Source organism: Eleftheria terrae (assembly GCF_030419005.1).
Classification (GTDB): Bacteria; Pseudomonadota; Gammaproteobacteria; order Burkholderiales; family Burkholderiaceae_C; genus Caldimonas; species Caldimonas terrae.
Window position 1 is genome coordinate 501745 of sequence record NZ_CP106953.1, and the last position, 17794, is coordinate 519538.

Annotated in this window: 14 protein-coding genes, 1 pseudogene and 1 other annotated feature; of the genes and pseudogenes, 14 read left to right on the plus strand and 1 reads right to left on the minus strand. The window is 66.7% G+C overall.

Going from position 1 to position 17794, the window contains the following annotated elements; all coding sequences use genetic code 11:
• Window positions 1-12: 12 nt before the first annotated feature.
• The 12 genes from N7L95_RS28940 to N7L95_RS28995 all read left to right on the plus strand — a co-directional run bounded on the left by N7L95_RS28940 (window position 13) and on the right by N7L95_RS28995 (window position 11422).
• Entirely contained in the window at window positions 13-1623 is a 1611-nt protein-coding gene (locus N7L95_RS28940) for a chemotaxis protein CheW (RefSeq protein ID WP_301261072.1), read from the plus strand.
• A gap of 17 nt (window positions 1624-1640) precedes the next feature.
• Window positions 1641-2741, plus strand: a complete 1101-nt coding sequence (gene cheB, locus N7L95_RS28945) for a chemotaxis-specific protein-glutamate methyltransferase CheB (protein ID WP_301261073.1) — start codon at window positions 1641-1643, stop codon at window positions 2739-2741.
• A 38-nt stretch (window positions 2742-2779) separates the two neighbouring features.
• Window positions 2780-3409: a HEAT repeat domain-containing protein gene (locus N7L95_RS28950; protein WP_301261074.1), complete on the plus strand. Its 630-nt coding sequence runs from the start codon at window positions 2780-2782 to the stop codon at window positions 3407-3409.
• Window positions 3406-4278, plus strand: a complete 873-nt coding sequence (locus N7L95_RS28955) for a CheR family methyltransferase (protein ID WP_301261075.1) — start codon at window positions 3406-3408, stop codon at window positions 4276-4278. The genes N7L95_RS28950 and N7L95_RS28955 overlap by 4 nt, the downstream gene beginning before the upstream one ends.
• Window positions 4275-4691 carry a response regulator gene (locus N7L95_RS28960; protein ID WP_301261076.1) on the plus strand — a complete coding sequence of 139 codons (417 nt, stop codon included), beginning with the start codon at window positions 4275-4277 and terminating at the stop codon, window positions 4689-4691. The genes N7L95_RS28955 and N7L95_RS28960 overlap by 4 nt, the downstream gene beginning before the upstream one ends.
• Window positions 4688-6958 carry a chemotaxis protein CheA gene (locus N7L95_RS28965; protein ID WP_301261077.1) on the plus strand — a complete coding sequence of 757 codons (2271 nt, stop codon included), beginning with the start codon at window positions 4688-4690 and terminating at the stop codon, window positions 6956-6958. The genes N7L95_RS28960 and N7L95_RS28965 overlap by 4 nt, the downstream gene beginning before the upstream one ends.
• Complete coding sequence (locus N7L95_RS28970) at window positions 6958-7200, plus strand: hypothetical protein (RefSeq protein WP_301261078.1); 243 nt, start codon at window positions 6958-6960, stop codon at window positions 7198-7200. The genes N7L95_RS28965 and N7L95_RS28970 overlap by 1 nt, the downstream gene beginning before the upstream one ends.
• Before the next feature lie 169 nt (window positions 7201-7369).
• The gene (locus tag N7L95_RS28975) at window positions 7370-8317 is read left to right on the plus strand and encodes a methyl-accepting chemotaxis protein (RefSeq protein ID WP_301261079.1); all 948 of its coding nucleotides are present in this window, start codon (window positions 7370-7372) and stop codon (window positions 8315-8317) included.
• Between the two features lie 9 nt (window positions 8318-8326).
• A complete protein-coding gene (locus tag N7L95_RS28980) occupies window positions 8327-8698 on the plus strand; it encodes a response regulator (protein ID WP_301261080.1) in 372 nt (123 codons plus the stop codon).
• A 17-nt stretch (window positions 8699-8715) separates the two neighbouring features.
• Complete coding sequence (locus tag N7L95_RS28985; protein ID WP_301261081.1) at window positions 8716-9549, plus strand: alpha/beta fold hydrolase; 834 nt, start codon at window positions 8716-8718, stop codon at window positions 9547-9549.
• On the plus strand, window positions 9546-11060 hold the full coding sequence (locus N7L95_RS28990; RefSeq protein ID WP_301261082.1) for a PAS domain-containing sensor histidine kinase: 1515 nt from the start codon (window positions 9546-9548) through the stop codon (window positions 11058-11060). Before N7L95_RS28985 ends, N7L95_RS28990 begins: the two co-directional genes overlap by 4 nt.
• Window positions 11057-11422, plus strand: coding sequence for a response regulator (locus N7L95_RS28995; RefSeq protein ID WP_301261083.1), 366 nt, complete (start codon window positions 11057-11059; stop codon window positions 11420-11422). Before N7L95_RS28990 ends, N7L95_RS28995 begins: the two co-directional genes overlap by 4 nt.
• 260 nt (window positions 11423-11682) lie before the next feature.
• Here N7L95_RS28995 and N7L95_RS29000 read toward each other — a convergent pair whose 3' ends face one another.
• Window positions 11683-14439 carry a hybrid sensor histidine kinase/response regulator gene (locus N7L95_RS29000; RefSeq protein ID WP_301261084.1) on the minus strand — a complete coding sequence of 919 codons (2757 nt, stop codon included), beginning with the start codon at window positions 14437-14439 and terminating at the stop codon, window positions 11683-11685.
• Between the two features lie 589 nt (window positions 14440-15028).
• On the opposite strand from N7L95_RS29000, the pseudogene N7L95_RS29005 reads away from it, so the two are divergent.
• Window positions 15029-16113: pseudogene (locus N7L95_RS29005) on the plus strand (IS3 family transposase).
• Window positions 15196-15312, plus strand: a sequence feature (AL1L pseudoknot). Its footprint overlaps the pseudogene before it by 117 nt.
• A gap of 275 nt (window positions 16114-16388) precedes the next feature.
• Complete coding sequence (locus N7L95_RS29010; RefSeq protein WP_301261085.1) at window positions 16389-17729, plus strand: hypothetical protein; 1341 nt, start codon at window positions 16389-16391, stop codon at window positions 17727-17729.
• Window positions 17730-17794: the final 65 nt, after the last annotated feature.

Here is a 17794-nt window from a genome sequence, read left to right on the forward strand (position 1 = left end):
AGGAGGTGTGCGATGAGCACATCCCAGAAGCCGGTCGCCACCGATGACGCAGCGACCGAGGCGGGAAACCGCCAGTTCGTGACCTTCTCGGTCGCCGGCGAGATGTTCGCCGTGCCGATGGCGCCCGTGCAGGAGATCATCCGCGTGCCGGAAGTCGCCCGCCTGCCCCTGGCACCCGCCGCACTGGACGGCCTGGCCAACCTGCGTGGCCGCGTGCTACCCATCATGAACCTGCGCCGCCTGTTCGGCTGCGGCGAGCGCGAGCACGACGATGCCACCCGTGCGGTGGTCATCAAGCTCGGCCAGCCGCTTGGCTTCGTGGTGGACCGGGTGGCGAGCGTCGTCAACGTCGAGCCGTCGGAGATCGAAAGCGCATCCAGCATCCAGAGCGTCGTCAGCGCGGACTACCTGCGTGGCGTCATCAAGCGGCCGCAGGTCGGCGGTGGCACCGAAATGCTGCTGATCGTCGACTTCGAACAGCTGGTCGAGGGGCAGTTCGCGGCGTTCGGCGGCGCTTCTCGCTCCGGCCGTTTCAGCGCCGACGAGCGGGCCAGCGACCACGAGCCGCAGGGCGGCGACGTGGAGACGGCCAGCGATGAACTGCGGCTGGTGTCCTTCTCCGTCGCGGGCCAGGAGTACGCCCTGGACATCGCCGATGTGCAGGAGATCGTCCAAATGCCGGAGCGACTGAGCGTGCTGCCCAACACCGCCCACCATGTGGTTGGCGTGATGTCGCTGCGCCAGCGGTTGCTGCCCCTGGTGAGCCTGCGCGCCTTGTTCGGCTTGCCTGCTGCCTGCGACGACGCACTGCAGCGCATTCTGGTGACCGCCCTGCCCGGTGGCGCCCATGTCGGCCTCCTGACGGACGCGGTCAAGGAGGTCATGAGCGTGCCGCGCTCCCAGACCGAGCCGGTGCCCGAAGTGCTGGCGACGAACGAGCAGCTGCAGGAGTTCTCGGCGATCTGCCGCCTGGACGGCGGTCGCCGCCTGGTGTCGATCGTCGACACCGGCAGCCTGCTGCGCCTGCCCGGCATGCACGACGCGCTGCAAGCGGCGAACGCCGCCTGCATCGAAGACCCATCTGCCCGGACCATCGAGATGCAAACCCACGATACCGCCCGCGAGAGCGGCGACGAAGACGCCCAGGTCGTGATCTTCCGCCTGGGTGCAGAGGAATTCGGCGTTCCCATCATGAGTGTTCAGGAGATCGTGCGTGTGCCCGACACCCTGACCCGCGTGCCGAAGACGCCGCCCTTCGTCGAAGGGGTGATCAACCTGCGCGGCACCGTGCTGCCGGTGGTCGACCAGCGCAGCCGGCTCGGCCTTGCGCCGATCGAGCGCAATGAAGGCCAGCGCATCATGGTCTACCTGCTGGGTGGCCTGCGCACCGGCTTTATCGTCGACTCGGTGGCCGAAGTGCTGCGCATCCCGCGCAACCACATCGCCCCGGCACCGCGCCTGTCGGATGAACAGGGCCGGCTGATCGGCCGCGTTGCCAACCTCGACGGGGGCAAGCGCCTGGTCATGCTGATCGAGCCCGATCATCTGCTGCATGACGGCGAGGCCGGTATGGTCTCGGTCCTGCTCGGCCAAGAGCCGGCCGCCCTGCCGCTGGCGGCCTGAGCAGGGAGGAGCGTGGCATGAAGAAGGTGCTCGTCGTCGACGACTCCGCCCTGATGCGCAAGCTGATCGGCGGCGTGCTGGGCGAAGCCGGCTATGAGGTGCACACCGCGCGCCATGGGGCGGAAGGCGTGGAGCGGCTGCTCGCAGTGCAGCCCGACGTGGTGACCCTGGACATCAACATGCCGGAGATGGACGGACTGACCGCACTCTCGTTGATGATGGCGGCCCGCCCTACCCCGGTGGTGATGGTGTCCTCGCTGACCGAGCGGGGAGCGCTGGCGACCTTCGAGGCGCTCGCCCTCGGCGCAGTGGACTTCATCGCCAAGCCGGGCGGCACCATCACGCTCCATGTCGACGACATCAAGGCCCTGCTGCTGGCGAAGGTGGCCGCTGCGGCACAAGCTCGCCTGCGCCCGGGGCCGGCGCCAACGGCCAAGCCGCCCGCCGGCAGTGCCAGCCTGGCACGCCATGCGCCGGCATCCAAGCCGGTGAGCCCCGCCGCGGCAGCCGGGCCAGCCGCCCGTGCGGCGGACACGGCTCGCGACGCGATGGGCGCGGTCCTGGTCGGCGTGTCGACCGGCGGTCCGCGCACCCTGGAAGACATCCTGCCGCGCCTGCCCGCCGACTTCCCCTGGCCGATCCTGGTGGCCCAGCACATGCCGCTGAACTTCACCGATGCCTTCGCCCGCCGGATGGACGGCCTGTGCGCCCTGCATGTCAGCGAGGTGCAGGGCCCCGTGCCGCTGGAGCCCGGCCGGGTCTACATCGGCCGCGCCGGGACCGACCTGGCGGTCAGCGATCGCGGCGGCCGCGCCTATGCGGTGCCGCGCCCTGAGACGGCCGGCATGCCGTGGCACCCCTCAGTCGACGTGCTCGTGGACAGCGCCATGAAGGTGCTGCCGCCACAGCGGCTGCTGGGCGTCATGCTGACCGGCATGGGCTATGACGGCGCCGCCGCCATGACCAAGCTGCACCGCGCCGGCGGACGCACCATCGCCGAATCGGCCGACACGGCCGTCGTTTTCGGCATGCCGCAGGAGCTGATCCAGCGCGGCGGTGCCTCCATGGTGCTGCCAGCCGGCGCCATTGCTCAGCAGCTGCGCCACTGGGTGCAGTGAGCTGCCTTCCCCTGAACCGACCGCCCGAGACCGCCGCCATGGCACTGACCAAAGCCCACTCCACCATTCGTGCCCTGCATGCCGTCGAGGCACGCAGCTATGCCCGCGACGCCGAAGGGCTGCTGGCCCAGCTGCAGGACGCCGACCCTGTCGTGCGCCGCTGGGCAGCGCGTGACCTTGCGAGCTGCGCCCAGTCGGCGCCGGACTTGTGCGCCAGGCTGCAGGTGGAGACCGATCCGACCGTGCGCAGCGTGCTGTTCACCAGCCTCGCTTGTGTTGGTGGCGACGACACCGTTGCCGGCCTGCTTCCGCTGCTGCGCAGTGAGGACGCCGCCCTGCGCAACGGCGCCATAGAGGTACTGGCACGCCTGCCCGACGCCGTCTTGCCGCACCTCGACGCACTGCTGCACGATGCCGATGGCGACGTACGCATCTTCGCGGTGAACCTGCTTGGCGACCTGCCGCATCCCGACGTACCGCTTTGGCTGGAACGGGTATTGCACGAGGAGGCCGCGGTGAACGTGGTGGCTGCTGCGCTGGAGGTGCTGGCCGAGATCGGCACGCCCGATTCGCTCGGGGCCCTGGTCGCGGCCCGCCGCCGGTTTGCCGACGATCCCTACATTGGCTTTGCCGCCGACTTGGCGCAGTCGCGCATCGAGGCGGCATGAAAAGCGCATGTGCAAGTCCGGCCGCGGCGGCGGCCAAGCCCTTGATCTCGGACGCGGACTTCGCCAAGTTTGCCGAGTACTTCTATCGCAAGACCGGCATTCACTTCGAGACGAACAAGCGCTACTTCGTCGACAAGCGGCTGATTGAGCGTATCGAGGCCACCGGTGCCGGCAGCTTCCGCGAGTACTTCATCTCGCTGCGCTTCGAGGCCTCGGCTCACGAGCTGCAGCAGCTGGTCAACGTGATGACCGTCAACGAGACCTACTTCTTCCGGGAGGCCTACCAGTTCGATTGCCTGGTGCGCCACCTGTTGGACGAAGTCGCGTCCCGCAAGCGTCCGGGCGACCGCATCCGCATCTGGTCTGTGCCTTCGTCCACCGGCGAGGAGCCGTATTCGATTGCGATGTACCTCCTGGAGCAGTGGGCCGGCCTGAAAGACTGGGACGTGGAGATCCTGTCCTCGGACATCGATACCGAAGTCCTCGCCGCCGCCAGGCGGGGCATTTACACGCCGCGATCGGTGGCCCAGCTGCCGTCGGCCTACTTGAACAAGTACTTCACTGCCTTGCCGGACGGCCAGTGGCGCATCTCTCGCGACCTGGTGGAGTCGGTCGAATTCAGCCGGGTGAACCTCAGCGAGCCGGCCGACACACGCCGCTTCCGGGACATCGACGTGATCTTCTGCCGCAACCTGCTCATCTACTTCGACGACCTGTCGCGCCGTGTTGCCGCCGAGGCGATGTACGACGCCATGACACCTGGCGGCTTCATCTGCCTCGGCCATTCCGAGTCGATGAGCCGCATCTCGTCCCTCTTCACCGTGCGCCGCTTTCCCGAGGCGATGGTGCACCAGAAGCCGCTCACATGAACCGCATCCTCGTCATCGACGACGCCGCCACGGTGCGGCTCTACCACCGCAAGCTGCTGGGTGATGCCGGCTGGCACACCGAAGAAGCCAGCAACGGCGTCGAGGCGCTGGAGCGGCTGCATGCCGAAGCCGGCCAGGCGCCGTTCGATCTTTACGTGGTGGACGTCAACATGCCGAAGCTCGATGGCTACGGCTTCGTGCGCGAGCTGCGCCGCTTGCCGCTGGTTCATCAGGCGCCTGTGGTCATGGTCTCCACCGAAGCCCAGGCAAGAGACGCCAGCGCCGCCCTGGACGCGGGTGCAAATGTTTACCTGGTCAAGCCCGCCCGGCCCGGTGCCCTGGTGCTGACCGCCGCCCTGCTGCTCGGTGCGCGCGAGATTGCGCGTACGACGGCACAAGGAGTTCAACGATGAACACCACCGAACTGCTGGACCAGTTCGTCACCGAAGCCCGCGAGGGCCTGGAGGCGATTGGCGAACGCCTGCTCGAAGTGGAACGCAACCCGGCCGATGCGGCCCTGCTGAACGACCTGTTCCGACTGGTGCACACGCTGAAGGGCAACTGCGGCCTGTTCGAATTCAAGCCGCTGGAAAGGGTGGTGCACGCCGGCGAGGACCTGCTGGACCGGGTGCGGCAGGGCAAGCTGCCCTATGGCCCGGAGTTGGCCGACGCGCTGCTCGATGCAATGGACTACAGCGCCGAGCTGATCGACCGCATCGAACGCGAGCAACGGCTCGACACCGCAGACGCCCGGGCCGACGCTCTTGCGAAGGCGCTGCGAGCGTTGCTCCCCGACACCCCCGCGCTCGATGGCTCGGAGCAGACGGCCCACGCGCCGGCCGCAGCGCCGCCGCAGGAGCCGCCCGCGTGGTTGACACGCATTCCCGCCAACCTGGCAACGAATGCGCCGGCCGGAGCGACCGCCCTGCGCTATCTGCCCGAGCCGGACTGCTTCTTCAAGGGGGAGGACCCGTGGCGGTTGGCCCTCACCGCGCCCGGCCTGCTGCACGCGGGTGTGGCGGAGAACGCGCCCTGGCCGCAGGACGCCGCAGCCCTGGCCGACTGGGACTGCTACCGCTGCAACCTGGACATCGTGCTAGTGAGCGCAGCAGCGAAAGCCGAGCTCGAGCAGCACTTCCGCTGCGTGCCAGAGCAAGTGGAATGGCACGGTCTCGCAGCGGTGCCCCAGCCTGCGGCCGGGGAGGCACCTCCGGCGCTGCGCGAGCGGGCATCCGCCATCTGGCACGAACAGCTGGCGCTGCTGTCACGCCCCTCGGTCGCACCGCATAGCGTCGAAGCGGCGCGTCGCGCATTGCGTGGACTGCTGTGCGCCGCGCCTTGGGCAGACAGCGAGGCGGCCATGGCCACGCTCGACGCTCTGCCTCGTCCGCTGGAAGCGGCGGCGCTGGCGGCGTGGGCCTCGGTGCATGGACCGGCGCCGCGCACCGCCGCCGCCGTGCCGGATGACAGCCGGCGCACCGAGGAGAGCACCGGCGGCGAGCGCACGCAGCGCGTCCTCAAGGTCGGCCAGGAGAAGGTCGACCGCCTGATGGACCTGATCGGCGAGATGGTGGTGGCCAAGAATGGCCTGCCCTACCTGGCACAGCGAGCCGAGACGACGTTCGGCCAGCGCGAGCTGGCGCGTGAGATCAAGGCGCAGTACGGGGTGATCCACCGCATCGCGGAAGACATGCAGCGCGCCATCATGGAGGTGCGCATGCTGCCGGTGGGCGTGGTGTTCCAGCGCTTCGGACGGCTGGTACGCGACCTGTCGCGGCGGCTGGGCAAAGAAGTGCAGCTGCTGGTCGAGGGCGAGGACACCGAGGCCGACAAGAACGTGATCGAGGCCCTCGCCGACCCGCTGATCCACATACTGCGCAACAGCCTTGACCACGGCATCGAACAACCGGCGCAGCGCCTGGCGGCCGGCAAGCCGGCGCACGGCACCATCCGCATCACCGCGCGGCAGGAGGGGGACCGCGTCGTCATCGAGATTGCCGACGACGGCGCCGGCGTCAATGCGGCGCGCGTGCGTGCCAAGGCGGTCGAGCGAGGCCTGGTGCCGGAGGACCGGGCGGCTGCGCTGAGCGACGAGCAGGCAGTGCAACTCATCTTCCTGCCCGGCTTTTCTACCGCCGACACGGTGTCGGACCTGTCCGGCCGCGGCGTCGGCATGGACGTGGTGCGCACTGCGGTGGAGCGCGTCAACGGGCAGGTGACGCTGTCCAGCCGGCCGGGGCTCGGCACCAGCCTGCGGCTTTCCTTGCCGCTGTCGATGGCGGTGAGCAACGTGATGGTGATCGAGAGTGCCGGCCGGCGCTTCGGTGTGCCGATGGACCTCATCGTCGAGACGGTGCGCGTGCACGGCGATGACATCCACCACTTCAAGCAGGCGCGCACCACCGTGCTGCGTGGCCGCATCGTGCCGCTGCGCGAGCTCAACGACCTGCTGGCGCTCGATGCGCCACAAAGGGCCAATGACGACGGCGAGCTGGCCGTGCTGGTGGTGCGCCTGGGGGCGGAGAACGTCGGCCTGGTCGTGGACCAGTTCCACGGTGCCAGCGACATCATCCTCAAGCCGCTCGAGGGCGTGCTGGCAGGCATGACCGGCTTCGCCGGGACAGCGCTCATGGGCGATGGCGGCGTGCTGATGATCCTGAATCCGAAGGAGTTGCTCTGATGGGCATCGAATTTCTCAAAGACCAGGCGCTCCTGGCCGGGACCGTGAGCGTCGAAGACGCCGAGGCGCTCGCACAGCACTTGCGCGCTCTGCCGCGTCCCGCCGTCCATCTTGGCGAGTGTGAACACCTGCACGCTGCCGCGCTGCAGGTGCTGCTGGCGCTGCGCCCCGTGCTGCTGGCCGCGCCGCGCGAGGCCTGGCTTGCGGCTGCGCTGTCCGACCTGCCGGGAGCCAAGGAATGAGTGCCGACCGACCTGAAGGCGCCCGTATCGCGGTGCGGAGCACGGAGGTGACCCGATGAACCCGAAACGACTGCGCGGAGCGCTCGCGCAGCTGGGCCGCCGCCTCGCCGGTGCACTCTTCGCCTGGCGGCCTCGTGCTGGCCGAGGGGCTGTCCGCGGTACGGCCGCGATGGCGGCCGTGCAGGCGGAGTCGCACGCACTGAACGACCAACTGGAACTGCAGCTTCAGCGCGCGGTCTCGCTGTCTGAGACGCAGGCACTACAAGGCATGGAGCGGGCGAGCGGCCTGCGCCAGCTGTCGGCACGGCTGATCGACTACCTGGGCCATGCCCGCAAGCAGAGCGAGGCCATGCAAAGCGGCATCCACCGCAACGCGCACATCATTGCGGAGCTGGCCACCTTCGTGCGCCAGCTGCCCCAGCAGATTGCCGCGGAGCGGGCGCATTTCCAGAGCTTGGTGGGCGAGGTGAAGAAGCTACAGCAGATGACGGAGACCATCCGTGGCATGGCGAAGCAGACCGAGATTCTCGCGATCAACGCGGCCATCGAGGCGGCCCGGGCAGGCTCTGCCGGCCGCGGCTTCGCGGTGCTGGCGGGGGAGGTACGACGCCTAGCGAACGAATCAAACCAGACGGCAGGCCGCATCGACGCCGACATCGCGATGCTCGTGCGGACCGTCGAAGGCGGCTACAGCGACGAGTTCCAGGCTCGCACACGCCACAACGAGGCGGAGTCGCAACGACTGGCCACGATGACACAGCAGCTCGACGAGAGCTATGTCGACATGCGCGACTTCTACCAGATGCTGATGGTCGCCGTGACGCGGCACCACAGCGAACTGGACGAGGGCATCGCGACCCTGCTGGATACAGCGCAGTATCAGGACGTCTTCAAGCAGATCATCGACCGTGTGAGCCCAGCCCTACGGGCCCGGGATGAACTGCTAGGCGAGCTGTTCGACGGCCTCGGCAAGCCAAAGCTGGACGAGCCGGCGCTGAGCGAGCGCGCCCGTGCGCTGGTCACCGACTACCTGGCCAGCGAAGCTCTGCATCGCGACCCCGACGCCAGCCGCGACGAACAACCCGGCGCGCCGATGGCGCGCATTGAACTCTTCTGAGGAGGCATCATGGCCAAGATCCTGCTGATTGACGATGATGAGCTGCTGCGCGACACCGTGCTGCAGATGCTCGAAGTCGACGGCCACCGCGTCGTCGAGGCCCACGACGGCCGGGACGGCCTGAACCGGTTCGAGGCCGAGCACTTCGACCTCGTCATCACCGACGTCCTGATGCCGGGCATGGACGGCGCCCAGCTCATCGTCGAGCTGCGCCGCCGTGGCGCGCAGCTCCCCATCCTGGCCATCTCGGGCGGGCGCCGCGTGCTTTCGCCGGAGTTCAACCTACAGACGGCCGGCCTGGCCGGTGCCACCTTGCAACTCGCCAAGCCGTTCAACCGGTCTCAGTTGAAGCAGGCGCTGCACGAGGCCTTGCCGTCATGAGGACCTTCCCGGGCGCGATGTCCGACGAGCGCCGGCAGGCCGTGCTTCATCGTCACGCCACCACCGTTCGGGGCGAGGGCTCGCGCACACTGGTGTTTGCCCATGGCTTCGGCTGTGAGCAAAGTGTCTGGCGTCATGTCGCGCCCGCATTCGAGTCAGGCTACCGGGTGGTGATGTTCGACCTCGCCGGGGCCGGTCGTTCACAGCTTTCAGCCTACGGCGCACGTCACGCGAGCCTCGATGGGTATGTGGACGACCTGCTGGAGCTGTGTGCGGCTCTGAACCTGTCGGGCTGCACGTTCGTCGGTCACTCGGTGGCCGCCATGATGGGGCTGCTGGCCGGCATTGCCGCACCGCAGGTGTTCGCACGCCAGATATGGATCGCTCCTTCTCCGTGCTTTGCCGACCACCCGCCTGACTACCGGGGTGGTTTCTCGCGTGAGCAGCTGGAGGGCTTGCTCGCGCTGATCGAACGCAACCATCTTGCCTGGCCCGGCTTCCTCGCGCCCACCGTGATGCAGAACGGTGACCGGCCGGAACTGGCCGACGAGTTGCGAGGCAACTTCTGCCAACTCAGGCCGGAGGTGGCACGTGAGTTCGCGCGCATCGTGTTCCTGGGCGACCACCGCGCATTCCTGCACCTGCTCGAGCAGACGACCCTGGTGCTGCAGTGCAGCGCCGATCCCCTGGCCCCGGCATCGGTGGGCGATTTCCTCGAAAGCACGCTGCGGCGCGGACGACAGGTGAGGCTGGCTGCCACTGGCCATTGCCCGCACCTGAGCCATCCCGAGGAGGTCGTCCGGGCCATCGCTGCGGAACTCGATCGTTGCCCCGTGGCGGAGTGCGCATGAACGCGGCCCAGACCCTGCAATGGTGTGACGGACGGCATGCTCCCTGCGGGCTGATGACCGTCGCCGACGACGGCCGCGTGCTTGCGGCAAACGAGGAGCTGCTGACGCTGCTGGGACGATCGTCCGATACGCTCCGCGGACTGCACCTCACCGATGTGCTCAGTCCTGGCGCCCGCCTGTATGCCGAAATCGTGGTGCTGCCTGCGCTGCACGTCGAAGGACGCGTAGACGAAGTGGAGCTGGTGCTATTGGATTCGACAGGCCGCGAGCTCCACGTGCTGGCGAGTGCCCGACGGCGCCCGGCCCGCGCAGGGCTCGTCAACGAGTTCGCGCTGTTGCCGCTGCGCCAGCGCCGGCAGCTGGAGGACAAGCTGCTGCAGGCACGGCGCACGGCGGATCAGCTGCCTGGTGTGCTGTTCTGCCTGGTGCAGGGGCATGGCGGCCGCCTCCGGCTCGACTACGCAAGCAAGGGATTCGCCGAGCTCACCGGCCTCGAACCTCCGACATTGGCCGAGGACGCCACGCCGCTACTGGATGCGGTGCACCCGGACGACCTGGCGCTCCTGCGCAGCTGCATCGACACCGCCCAGGACGAGTTCGCGCCGCGGCCCCTCACCCTGCGCCTGGGCGGACCTGCCCGTGCGCGATGGGTGCGAGCACATGTCAAGGGCAGCCGTCAGTCCGGGGGTGGGCTGGTTTGGCGCGGTGCGCTCTACGACGTGACCGAACAGCACAAACTCGAGGAGCGGCTGCGCGACCACGACAAGCTGCAGGCAGTCATTCAGCTGGCGGCCGGCGTGGCGCATGACTTCAACAACCTGCTGGGCTCGATGATCGGACTCGCCGAGCTGTGCCAGGCAGAGGCCGCGGCCGGCAGCCGGCAGTTGCGCAATCTGGGCCGCATTGTCGATGCCGGAGAGAAAGCGGCAGGACTGGTGCGCCAGCTGCTTGATTTCGCGAGGCAGACGCCGCAACGGCTCGAGGCGGTGTCCCTGACACAGTTTGTCGAACATCGGCGTGCCCTCCTGGCGGCCGGCCTTCCCGCAGGCGTCGGCCTGGTCGTCGAGGTGGAGCAGGACTGCGCCGTCACGATCGACCAGGCTCAACTTGAGCAATGCATGCTGAATCTCGTCAACAACGCCGCATACGCGATGCGCCGCCAGGGGGGACGGGTGCGGTTGACCGTCGGAATGGCGGACACGCCGACTGACGTCTCCCCTGCCGTGCACGGCAACGCCCGGATGGCACGTCTACAGGTAGCCGACAGCGGCGAAGGCATACCGCCTGAATTGATGTCAAAGATCTTCGAGCCGTTCTTCACCACCAAGCCGGTCGGCGAAGGCACCGGGCTCGGGCTGGCTGCAGTGCACGGCATCGTCGCGCACCACGGCGGACATGTGCTGGTGCACAGTGAGCCGAGTGCCGGCACGGTATTCAGCTTGCTGTTGCCCCCCGCTTCCACGGTGCGGACCCGCGCCATTTCAACGATTTCCCCGGACATGACCTCATGAAACACCTTCTCATCGTCGACGACTCGGCCACCATGCTCATGAGCTTGAAGAGCTCGCTGGAGATGGCTGGATTCAAGGTAGACACGGCACCTGACGGCGAACAGGCGCTGACCAAGATCAAGGCCGGCCTGAAGCCCGACCTGATCGTCACTGACATCAACATGCCGAAGATGGACGGGCTGGAACTGATCCGGGAGGCCCGCCGGGTCCTTCGCTTCACGCCCATCCTGACGCTCACTACCGAGAGCCAGCAGGCCAAGCGTGACGAGGCCAAGAAGCTCGGTGCCACGGGCTGGCTAGTGAAGCCGGTCGCGGCTGCGGAGCTGGTGAAGATCATCCGCCAGGTGTTGCCAGGCGCTTGAAGCCACCGGCCTGCATGCCAAGGCGTGCACCATCCGGCAGTACACCGCCCGCAGAGCCACGGTGAGCACTCTTGTCGCCACGCGGCTTCACCGACGGCGGCTTCGCGAGAGGCGGTCGCCGCACCTCGGCGATCTCGAGCGCGGACGCAGATTCCAGCGTCGGTTTCACGGACGGCAAAAGGCCTCGGCTGGCTGCTGCTGGCCCGGTGGCACTCTGCCCGCGCAGTACCGTCGGAGCGCTGGGCGTCCACGCCGACCGATCATCGGTCGGCCGGTGTCTCGGCACACAGGCGAGCCACCAGGCCCAGCACTGCGTTCGGCAGGAGCGGCTTTGTCAGATGGGCCGAATAGCCGGCGGCGAAGGCCCGCTCCCTGTCCTTGTCGCGAGCGAAGGCGGTGAGTGCAATAGCCGGCACCCTGCCGCCTTGATCGGCCGGCAACCGTCGAACTCGCCGCATCAACTCATAGCCGTCGGTGCCGGGCAATCCGATATCTGAGATGAGCACCACAGGGCCGAAGTGCTGAACCGCCTCCAGCGCGGCTTCCGCGTCCTTCGCCCAGTGCACCCGCGCACCCTGCTCTTCGATGATCCGAATCAGCAGCTCGGCGGTGTTCGAGTCATCCTCCACCAGAAGGATGCGCGTTCCGTGCAGCGTAGGAGCCCGATCGAGAGAGCCCCAATCTGAGGGCGGGGACGCCGTCATCGGGACAAGTCGTCGGTCCTCGCCGTAGGACAGCAGTGGAACGCGAACCACGAAGGTGGCACCGCGTCCTTCTCCTTCGCTATGCGCGGTGACGGTGCCGCAATGCATCTCGATCAGGCTGCGCACCAGGGACAGTCCGAGGCCCAGGCCGCCGAACCTGCGCGTGATGGAACCATCGCCTTGGCGGAACCGCTCGAAGAGCTGGGGCAGGGCCTGCGCAGGGATGCCGACGCCAGTGTCTGCCACCCGGATTTCTGCATGACCGTCGACGGAGTGCAGGTCCACCCGGATGACACCTCCCCGCGGAGTGAACTTGACAGCGTTGGAAACCAGGTTCCACACCACTTGCTGAAGGCGGCGAGCGTCTCCCAACACCGAGTTCACCGGCTCGAAGAAGGTCTCGATCCTGACGCCGGCAGCGTCGGCGCTTGGGAGGATAACGTCGATGGCGGATTGAACGAAGCTGACAGGCGCCACTGGCTGCATGTCGAGCGGCAACTTGCCTGCGGTGATCCGGCTCATGTCGAGCAGATCCTCGATGAGCTGCACCTGCAGCTGCGTACTGCGTTCGATCACTTCGATCCCGCGCAAGAGCTGCGGGTCGGATGCTTGGAGCTTGCGCTTCAGGATGTGGGACCACCCCGTGATGGCACTCAGCGGGGTGCGAAGCTCATGTGACAGCGTGGCGAGGAACTCGTCCTTCACCGTGCTCAGCCGCTCAGCGGCAGCACGTGCGGCCCGTTCGCTGTCGAGCAGGTGGCTTCGTTCCTCGGCCTCCCTTTGGGCACGTGCATACAAGCGTGCGTTATCGATGGCGATGGCAGCCTGGCTCGCAACGCCCAGGGCCAGGCGCTCGCTCCTCTCGGAAAAAATCGCCGTTTCCGGGTGCCCGAAGAAGAGGGCCCCAATCAACTCGCCCAAGCGCCCGATTACTGGGACGGCAAGACAGCTGCGAAGTGGCGGATGTCCGGGTCGCATGGCAAGGTGAGGCGCCCATTCACTGTACCGGGCATCGGCCAGGACATCGGATGATCGTATGGGGAGTTCACCGCGAGAAGCTGGGCGGAACAATACCGTGGGGTTCAGCCGGTCCACCGTCTGGAAGGCCTCGCGCGACGTTCCGGAGAAGGTATAGAGCAGGTGCTCGTCGCCGTGAGCATCGATGCCGCGATAGCAGAACGCGCCGAACGTTGCGCCGGTCAGCTGGGTGGCTGCGTCAGTCGCCCGTTGAAGGAGAGCTTCCAGCTCCAGTTCGGCCGACAAGTCGGAGCCAGTTCGATTCAGCAGCTCCAGGCAGCGCGCTTCGTCATGCAACGCTGCTTCGGCACGAAGTCGTTCGAGCGCGTCCCAGCATCGGTCCACGACCGTCTCGACCAGCTCGATCTCCTGCTCCGTCCACGCCCTGGGAACGGATTGGTGTACCGCCATGGCGGCGACCAGCTTGCCGTTCTTGTGCAGCGGCACGCAGATCACGGCCTGGATCTGCGTTTGTCGGTAGGCTGACAAGTCAGCGCCGGCCGTCACGGGGTGTCGGTCGACGTCCGGATTCACATACGCCTCGTTCGCCCGCATCAAGCGGAGAACCTCCGCTCCAAAGTCCGAGAAGCGGTAACGGCCGACGATACTGGAAACGCGCTCGTTGTAGTCACCGATCAGATCGAAGGTATCTTCGTCAGGCAGGACCCGGGCATAGGCACAGCGGTTGGCCCCCAGGTACTGACCCAGCGATGAGGAGGCCAGCCGCATCGCATCGGCCGGATGCGCAACGGCGCGAGTGCTCTGGGACAGCTCATCAAGGAAGCGCAGTCGTCTTTCCGTGAGAACTCGCTTTGTCGTTTCAGCGAACGTGACCAGTACGCCTGAAGCGCGCCCCTCGTCATCCCGAACAGCGCTGTACGAGAAGTTGAAGTAGCACTCCTCCGGGTAGCCGTAGCGCTCGATTGTGAGTTTGAAATCGTCGAACCCTATTGGCTCGCCCCCCATCGCCTCTTGCCACATTGGATGGATGGTGTCCCATATCTCGCTCCAGGTCACAGCGGCCGAGTTGCCAAGCGCAGCAGGGTGCTTCGCGCCGAGGATGGGACGATACGCATCGTTGTAGAACTGTGTGAACCTCGGGCCCCATGCGATGTACATGGGAAGCTGACATTCCAACAGCATCATCACCAATGACTTCAGGCTCGCCGGCCATGCATCGACCGGCCCCATCGGGGTTTTCTCCCAGGCGAGCTCGCGCATACGCTGCGCCATTTCGCCGCGGGCGTTAGAGAAAGGTGTCGGTACGGCGGCGGCAGTCGGGTCGAGGAGAGGCATGGGAGGTTGGCAGTGCATCGGAGGGTCCGGTTGGACACCCACCCTGATTGTCGCAGCCAGGGACCGCGCGACTGTCGCACCGGCCCTGCACCAGTGCCAGGTGCACCTATTCGCGTCGATGCAGGAAGAGTAGCTCGCGCTTGCGGCGGCAGTTGCTTATCCGAGCAGTACAAGGGCACCAGACGTTATCGCTGGCGCGGTGCCCGCGCTCACAAGTGGATCGCTGCAGCCTAGCATGTCTTTACGGGCACGCGGTCCCGTCAGGGCGATCAGCAGGCTTGGCAAGAGCGGATACCGGCAAAACGCGGTAGACCGGCTCACGTACACAGGATAATGTGTGCGCCTGGTGGGTCGCCAGGGGAACAAGCGAATGGGGCAAGGTGGCCGGCTGATGTGGATCGTACGTGACGACCATTGGGCTTGAGGCGTGCGCAAGCTGCTGTTCGTCTCACCCGGCCAACTGCGCTGCCGCCGGAAAATTGCAGCCTGAGACTCAAGCGTTCGATCACCGAAAGAGATTGGACCTTGAAGAAGCGATATGAATCGCCCCGGGATTTGTGGAGGCTCCAACTCTTGAGAAGATGGAGCCATGAAGAAGTCGAACAAGTTTTCACCTGAGGTTCGGGAGCGCGCAGTGCGGATGGTGCATGAAGCACGCGGGGAGTACCCGTCGCTGTGGCGCGCAGGCGAATCGATCGCGCCGAAGATCGGCTGCGTGCTGCAGACGCTGCTGGATTGGGTCAAGCAGTCAGAGAGCGCGTTTTTCACCCAGGCGGAGCTCGACCGCCGCACGAAGTCTTGAAGGCGTTCGTCGATGCGCATCGGGGTGACTTCGGGGTCGAGCCGATCTGCCGGGTGCTGCAGATCGCCCCGTCGGGATACCGACGCCATGCGGCGCGCCGACGCGAGCCGGGCCACTGCTGCGCACGCACACAGCGCGATGCCCGGTTGATGCTGGAAATCGAGCGGGTCTGGCAATCCAACCGGCAGGTCTACGGTGCCGACAAGATTTGGCGCCAGCTCGGGCGTGAAGGCACGAAGGTGGCGCGCTGCACCGTCGAGCGCCTGGTGCGCAGCCTGAGTCTTCGCGGCGTGGTCCGAGGCAAGGGCATTCGCACCACGGCGGCCGATGCCAAGGCGCCGTGCCCGTTCGACAAGGTCAACAGGGGGTTCCGGGCGGATCGGCCGAACCGGCTGTGGGTGAGCGCCTTCACCTACGTGTCGACCTGGCAGGGCTTCGCCTACGTCGCCTTCGTCGTCGATGTCTTCGCACGGCGCATCGTGGGCTGGTGCGTGAGCCACTCGATGCGCACCGACTTCGTCCTGGATGCGCTGGAGCAGCCGCTGTATGCCCGCCAGCCCGAAGCCGAAGCGGGGCGGGTCTGCCACTCGGACAGGCGCTCGCAATACGTCAGCATTCGCTACACCGAGCGGCTTGCCGAGGCCGGGATCCAGCCCTCGGTTGGCAGCAAGGGCGACAGCCATGACAACGCCCTGGCCGAGACGATCAACGGGCTGTACAAGGCTGAGGTGATTCACCGGCGCAGCTGGAAGACCCGCGAGGCCGTCGAGCTTGCCACGCTCGAATCGGTCGCCTGGTTCACCCATCATCGCTTGATGGCCTCGCTGGGCAACATGCCGCTGGCCGAGGCCGAGGCAAACTACCATCGCTAACTCGCTGAGTGATCGGCCGTGACGGCGTGACCACTTAAACCAACCAGCCTCCACGAAAGCCGGGGCGATTCAGTAGGCGGCGATCTCGCTGTGTAGTGCGGGCTCGGGCGCCTATGCTGTTCTGTGTCGAGCTGAGCCAGACGGCTTGCCCAATGAAGGCGCCGAGCGGAACGAGTCTGCACGAGCAGGCGACGACCCAAAGCGCTGGCATGCGACAAGCCGCCGTGGATTTGAACTGACAGGCCGTCCGATGCTGCGGACAGAGGAGCGACCGCATGAACCTACTTCTCCATCATTTCCGCTGTATTGCCGTCCTTCTCGCGCTGCTGAGCAGCATTGCTGCCGTGGCGGCGCAACCGCTATACCGTGCCGAGCAGCTGCCTGGTATCGATCCAGGTGGCACGCCCGGGTCTGTTGGAACTTTCTACCAGTGGCTCAGCGACGCCGGTCAGGTGGCCCATTGGTCACGTGAGACCAGACGACTGTCGGTCTGGTCCGCCGGACGCCTGCGTGAACTTCCGCTCTCGAGCTACCCGCCAGATGGAGGCTCGAACTGGCTGCTGAACGGAATCAACGCGACAGGTGCTGTCATCGGGAGTTTCTCGCTCTACGCGGGCCCCTCCCATCTCGGCGTACGAGCTGTCCTGTGGCCGCCGACAGGTGGCATCGTTGAGATCGGAGTCCTCGGCACCGATGCCACTGGATATGGCTCGTCCTACGCCTCTGCAATCAACGACAGCGGTATGATCGTTGGCAGCTCAGAGGTCTTCTCGCGAGAGGGCCGCTCCCTTGGCGCACGGGGCTTCCTGTGGCGAAGTGGCCAGCTGCTCCAGTTGCCCCCAGTGGCCATTCCAGGCTTTATCCCCGAGGGATCGTTCGCCCAAGCAGTTGACGCCGCAGGGCGCGCAGTCGGCTACTCCTCTCTACGGTCAGGCGACGTGACCCTTACACGGGCAACTCTGTGGACACCTGAGGGCCGCCCTATCGACCTGGGGTCGCTCTACGACCGACCAGGAAGCCCGGGCAGCAGCTCTGCGGTGGCGATCAATGAGCGCGGCGAGGTGATCGGCTCTAGCTCGCCGACCGCCACTGAGGCCGAGCAGGATGCGGCACGGCGTCTTTCGCGGCCGACGTTGTGGTCCGGGGACCGGATCATCGACTTGGGGACGATCCAAGCCCCGCCGCGCGGCAATCTGCAGGGGCCGTTCGGCAGCGGCGCGTATGACCTCAACGACCGGGGTGAGGCTCTCGTCTCCATGAATCCGCCAAGCCCCCATCTGACGCAGGACGCTGCGCTATGGCGAGCCGGGCGCTTGCACCACCTGCGACCCCCTTCGCCTACCGGTCCGCAGTCCTACGCCTGGGCGTTTGATCTCAACGATCAGGGGATTGTGGTCGGCGTCGGTGAAAACTTGCCAGGGACCCGGGGTCGGCGCGCCCTCGTCGCTCGAGACGGCGTGACGTTCATGGACCTCAACGAACTGGTCAGGCCGGGGGATCTGCAGGGCTGGACGCTGATCGTTGCAGAGCAGATCAACCGGCGCGGCCAAATCCTTGCCCACGGCGAGGATCGAGAGTATCGCCAGGCCCTCTTCGTCCTCACCCCGTTAGATTGATTCGGGCTGCCTCGAGTTCATTGGCGCGCCGTCGATCCCAGTGCTCATTGGCCAGACACTCGATA